Annotated in this window: 4 protein-coding genes and 1 pseudogene; all 5 read right to left on the bottom strand. The window is 72.8% G+C overall.

Annotation, left to right across the window (positions count from 1 at the left end; genetic code table 11):
• Nucleotides 1-734, bottom strand: a pseudogene (locus tag RIM90_RS30325) (citramalate synthase); the annotation flags it as partial.
• A gap of 342 nt (nt 735-1,076) precedes the next feature.
• Nucleotides 1,077-1,694, bottom strand: coding sequence for a TetR/AcrR family transcriptional regulator (locus tag RIM90_RS30330; protein WP_309063946.1), 618 nt, complete (start codon nt 1,692-1,694; stop codon nt 1,077-1,079).
• A gap of 95 nt (nt 1,695-1,789) precedes the next feature.
• Entirely contained in the window at nt 1,790-2,839 is a 1,050-nt protein-coding gene (locus RIM90_RS30335; RefSeq protein ID WP_309063947.1) for an agmatine deiminase family protein, read from the bottom strand.
• An 8-nt stretch (nt 2,840-2,847) separates the two neighbouring features.
• Nucleotides 2,848-4,518, bottom strand: a complete 1,671-nt coding sequence (locus tag RIM90_RS30340; RefSeq protein WP_309063948.1) for an urease subunit alpha — start codon at nt 4,516-4,518, stop codon at nt 2,848-2,850.
• The gene (ureA, locus tag RIM90_RS30345; protein ID WP_309063949.1) at nt 4,515-5,210 is read right to left on the bottom strand and encodes an urease subunit gamma; all 696 of its coding nucleotides are present in this window, start codon (nt 5,208-5,210) and stop codon (nt 4,515-4,517) included. Before ureA ends, RIM90_RS30340 begins: the two co-directional genes overlap by 4 nt.
• Nucleotides 5,211-5,285 lie beyond the last annotated feature (75 nt).

A 5,285-nucleotide genomic window follows, 5' to 3' on the forward strand; every position in this document is an offset into this window, starting at 1 on the left:
TCGCCGTAGCCGTTGGCCGTGCACTGGACGTGGGTGGCGCCCGCGTCGACGGCGGCGAGGGTGTTGGCGACCGCGCAGCCGGTGTCGTCCTGGGCGTGGATGCCGAGCCGGGCGCCGGTGTCGGCGAGCACGGTGGAGACCACGGCCTGGATCTGCGCCGGGAGCATGCCGCCGTTGGTGTCGCACAGGACGACGACGTCGGCGCCGGACTCGGAGGCGGCGCGGACGACCGCCTTCGCGTACTCGGGGTTGGCGCGGTAGCCGTCGAAGAAGTGCTCGCAGTCGACGAAGACCCGGCGGCCCTGCCCCTTGAGGAAGGACACGGTGTCGCGGACCATCTCCAGGTTCTCGTCCAGGGTGGTGCGCAGGGCGAGCTCGACATGGCGGTCGTGGGACTTCGCGACCAGCGTGATCACCTGCGCGCCGGAGTCGAGGAGCGCCCTGACCTGCGGGTCCTTCTCGGCGGTGGTGCCGGCGCGACGGGTGGAACCGAACGCGACCAGCTGGGCGTGCCGGAACTCGATCTCCTGCTGGGCGCGGGCGAAGAACTCGGTGTCCCGCGGGTTGGCACCGGGCCAGCCGCCCTCGATGAAGCCCACGCCGAACTCGTCCAGGTGCCGTGCGATGGCCAGCTTGTCGGCCACCGTGAGGTTGATGCCCTCACGCTGGGCGCCGTCGCGCAGGGTGGTGTCGAAGACGTGGAACGAGTCGTCGAGCTCGCTGGTTGCGGTCATGGTCTGAAGGCTCCTGTGTTGGATCTCGGTCTACCGGAATGACCGGCTCCACCGTCCCCCCATGGTCCCTCGCGCCCGGTTCCCGGCTGCGGGTGGGCCGGGAAACAGAAAAACCCCTCGCGGGTGCGAGAGGTCTGCGCGCGGGTCGAGGACGACGGTGTCCGCCCGTACGGTGTCGTACGTGCGGTCACTGCGGACCGGCGCGCCTGCTGCCAATAATCGTGGCGAACGAGAGCACGGGAGGAAGTCTGGCACAACCCTCCCCCGCGCTCACCGTCCGTCTCAGGATGCGGGCGGTGGGTGTTCGGCGCGGACGGCGGACGAAGAAGGCCACGCAGGCCGTCACCGCTCACCGGCGCCGTCCGCGAGGAGGGTCTCCGCGACGAACTCCCTCACGTGGCCGAGGACGTACGGCCGGTCCGTGCCGCGCAGTCCGATCGCCACGTGGAGGGAGAGGCCGTCGAGCAGGGCCCGCAGGCGGGCCGCGTAACGGTCGGGGTCGACGCGGCGGAACTCGCCCCGGGAGACGCCCTCGGCCAGCAGCGCCACGAGGTCGCGGTGCCAGGCGCCCTCGATGGCCGCCTGGCGGTCGCGGGCGTCCGCGCCGGCGTTCTGCGAGCGGTTCCAGACCTCCAGCCACAGCGTCCAGTGCGGATCGCGGTGGCCGTCCGGGACGTACAGCTCCACGTAGGCGTCGAGGCGTTCCCGGGCGGTGGCGGGCCGGGTGAGCAGACGGGAGCGCTCGGCGCCGAGACGGCCCTCGCTCCACTCCAGGGTCTGCAGCAGCAGCTCGTCCTTGGAGCGGAAGTAGTAGACCAGGTGGCCGCTGCTCATGCCGACCTCCCGGCCGAGGGCGGCCATGGTCAACTGCTCCAGGCCGCGCTCGGCGATCATCGCCATGGCGGCGGCGAGGACGTCCTCGCGGGGCGGCGCCGGGGTGCGGCGGCGCGGGGTGCTCATGCCGGGCTCACCCGTACCGTGCGGGGGCGACCCGGCGGATCGGCCGGGCGGCGGTCTCGGGCCGTGGGGAGCAGCGTCGCGTTCACCCGTACGTTCTACCTGACCAGGGGCCTCGGCTGCTGCTGGGTGATGCAGTGGATGCCACCGCCGCCCGCGAAGACCGCGCGCGCGTCGACGAGCGTCACCGTCCGCTCGGGGAAGAGGCGGCGGAAGATGCCGGCGGCGATCTCGTCGCGGGGGTCGTCGAACCCGCAGAGCACCACGCCGCCGTTGCAGAGGTAGTGGTTGATGTAGGAGTAGTCGGCCCAGTGGCCGTCGGCCTCCAGGACGGTCGGCGCGGGTACCTCGACCACCTCCAGGCGGCGGCCCCGGGCGTCCGTCTGCGCCCTGAGCAGGCCGATGATCTCCTTGCTCACCTCGTGGTCGGGGTGCGCCGGGTCCGGCTGGTGGTGGGCGACGACCACGCCGGGGCGGGCGAACGCGGCCACGATGTCGACGTGGCCGAGGGTGCCGAAGCCGTGCGGAGGGTAGTCGGCGGTGAGCCCGCGCGGCAGCCAGATCGCCTTGCGGGTGCCGAGGTGGGCGTGGATCTCCGCCTCGACCTGCTCCTTCGTCCAGCCGGGGTTGCGCTCGGGGCCGAGCTGGACCGTCTCCGTGAGCAGAACGGTGCCCTCGCCGTCGACATGGATCCCGCCGCCCTCGTTGACGAGCTTCGAGGTGTACGTCCGCGCCCCCGCGAGGTCCGAGACGTACGCGGCGATCTTCGCGTCGTGCCCCCAGCGGGCCCACTCCTGGGCGCCCCAGCCGTTGAACACCCAGTCGACGGCGGCCAGTCCGCCCCGGCCGTCGGTGAGGAAGGTGGGCCCGATGTCGCGCATCCAGGCGTCGTCGAGATCCCGCTCGACGGTGTCGACGCCGGGACCGAGCAGCGCCCGCGCCTCGGCGGACTGCCCGGTGCCGCACACCACCGTCACCGGCTCGAACCGGCGGACCGCGCGGGCCACCGACGCCCAGGCGGCCCGGGCGGCGGCCAGCTCCCCGGGGTCGGCGAAGGTGTGGTTGGGACCGGGCCAGGCCATCCAGGTCCGTTCGTGCGGGGTCCACTCGGCGGGCATGCGGAAGCCGTCGGATGCGGGCGTGTTCATGGGGGTCCTCAGAGGAAGTAGAGGCGGTTGAGGGAGACCGAGTCGGCGGGCTCGGAACGCAGCGGTTCACCGTCGAGGGTGACCAGGCCGGTGCGCTGGTCGACGTCGACGGCCCCGGTACGGGTGTTGCGGAGCAGGTCGGCCGGGCCGATGCCGCGGGTGCCGCGCACGGCGACCCTTCTTCTGCGGGTCGGCAACGTGTCGTTGCCCTGGTCCAGGGCGGCCCGCGCGACGAAGGCGACGGAGAGGTCGGCGGGGGTGGCGCCGTGCGCGCCGAACTGGGGGCCCAGCACGAGGGGTTCGCAGGTGTCGGTGGCCGCGTTGGGGTCACCGACGACGCCGTACGCCGGGAAGCCCGCCTTCAGCACGAGCTGCGGTTTGGCGCCGAAGTACTCCGGCCGCCACAGCACGATGTCGGCGAGCTTGCCCGTCTCGATCGAGCCGACCTCGTGCGACAGACCGTGGGCGATCGCGGGGTTGATGGTCAGCTTGGCGATGTAGCGCAGGACGCGCTCGTTGTCGTGGTCCTCGGGGGCGCCGAGCTCGGCCTTCATCTTCCCGGCCATGGCGAAGGTGCGGCGGACCGTCTCGCCGGCCCGGCCCATGCCCTGCGCGTCGGAGGAGGTGATGCCGATGGCGCCCAGGTCGTGCAGGACGTCCTCGGCGCCCATGGTTCCGGCGCGGATGCGGTCGCGGGCCATGGCGGCGTCGCCGGGCAGGTCGGTCTTGAGGTCGTGGACGGAGACGATCATGCCGTAGTGCTCGGCGACCGCGTCCCGGCCGAAGGGCAGGGTGGGGTTGGTGGAGGAGCCGATGACGTTCGGCACGCCCGCCATCTTCAGCACGTTGGGGACGTGTCCGCCGCCGCAGCCCTCGATGTGGAAGGCGTGGATGGTGCGGCCCTCCAGCACCCGCAGGGTGTCCTCGACCGACAGGCACTCGTTCAGCCCGTCGCTGTGCAGGGCGACCTGCACGTCGTGCTCCTCGGCGACGCGCAACGCCGTGTCCAGGGCGCGCGTGTGGGCGCCCATGTCCTCGTGCACCTTGAACCCGGACGCGCCGCCCTCGGCGAGCGCCTCGATCAGGGGCGCCTCGTGCGACGACGAGCCCCGGCCCAAGAAGCCGATGTTGACGGGCCAGGCGTCGAAGGCGCCGAACGCGTGCCCCAGCGCCCAGGGGGAGTTGACCCCGACGCCCCACACGGGTCCGAACTCCTGCCCGATGATCGTGGTCACCCCGGAGGCGAGCGAGGCCTCCATGATGCGCGGCGACAGCAGGTGGACGTGGGTGTCGACGGCTCCGGCGGTGGCGATCAGCCCCTCACCGGACACGATGGACGTGCCGGTGCCGACCACGACGTCCACCCCGTCGAGGGTGTCGGGGTTCCCGGCCCGGCCGATCGCGTGGATCCGGCCCTCGCGGATGCCGATGGACACCTTGCGGATGCCCTGCACGGCGTCGATCACGACGACGTTGCTGATCACGACGTCGCAGGTCTCGCGCACGGCGGCGGCCTTCAGGTGCAGTCCGTCGCGGGCGGTCTTGCCGAAGCCGGCCAGGAACTCGTCGCCGTGGCGCTGGGCGTCGGACTCGACGCGGACCACCAGCCCCGAGTCACCGAGGCGGACGCGGTCGCCGGCGCGGGGGCCGTGGGTGGCGGCGTACTCGTACGGGTTCATCGGTCCCCTCCCGGAGCCTTCGCGCCCAGATATCCGCAGACGGCGGCCCTGCGCAGGGCTTCCTCCTTCGCCCCCGGCGCGTCCAGCGGCCCGTCGACCAGCCCGGCGAAGCCGATGGCGTTGCGGGCGCCGCCGAGGGGGACGAGCCCCACCTCGACGCTCTCGCCGGGGCCGAAGCGCACCGACGACCCCGCGGGCACCGCGAGCCGCATGCCGTAGGCGCGTTCGCGGTCGAAGTCGAGCCGGGGGTTGGCCTCGAAGAAGTGGAAGTGGGAGGTGACGGAGACGGGCACGGTCGCGGTGTTGGTGACCGTCAGCCGCCGGGTCGCCTCGGGTTCGGCGTGTTCCGGGCCCGGCAGCAGGGCGCCCGGGGCGTGTTCCCCGAGGCCGCCGCCGATGGGGTCGGAGATCACCGCGAGCCGTGAGCCGTCGTCGAAGACCGCCTCGACGTGCACCTCGGTGACCACGTCCGCGACGCCCGGCAGCACGTCGTCCGGGCCCAGCACCGACCGGGCGCGCTCGATCGCCTCGGCCAGCCGGGCGCCGTCGCGGGCCGCCTCGCACACCGTGTCGGCGATGAGCGCGGTCGCCTCCGGCACGTTGAGCCTGAGACCGCGCGCCCTGCGGGCCCGGGCCAGCTCGGCGGCCGAGAACAGCAGCAGCCGGTCGCGCTCCGTGGGGGTCAGTCGCACGGCGGGGCACCTCCTTGCCTTCCTCATTTAGAGCATCACTCTAAACAGGAGATCCCCGCTTTCCAACTGTTGGCT

The sequence above is a fragment of the Streptomyces sp. genome, assembly GCF_031181555.1.
In the GTDB taxonomy this organism is placed as follows: Bacteria; Actinomycetota; Actinomycetes; order Streptomycetales; family Streptomycetaceae; genus Streptomyces; species Streptomyces fimbriatus.

Bases quoted from the DNA above. Each gene is read 5' to 3' on its own strand.
- RIM90_RS30340 (WP_309063948.1), bottom strand. From the start codon at position 4,518: ATGAACCCGTACGAGTACGCCGCCACCCACGGCCCCCGCGCCGGCGAC.
- RIM90_RS30330 (WP_309063946.1), bottom strand. From the start codon at position 1,694: ATGAGCACCCCGCGCCGCCGCACCCCGGCGCCGCCCCGCGAGGACGTC.
- RIM90_RS30335 (WP_309063947.1), bottom strand. From the start codon at position 2,839: ATGAACACGCCCGCATCCGACGGCTTCCGCATGCCCGCCGAGTGGACC.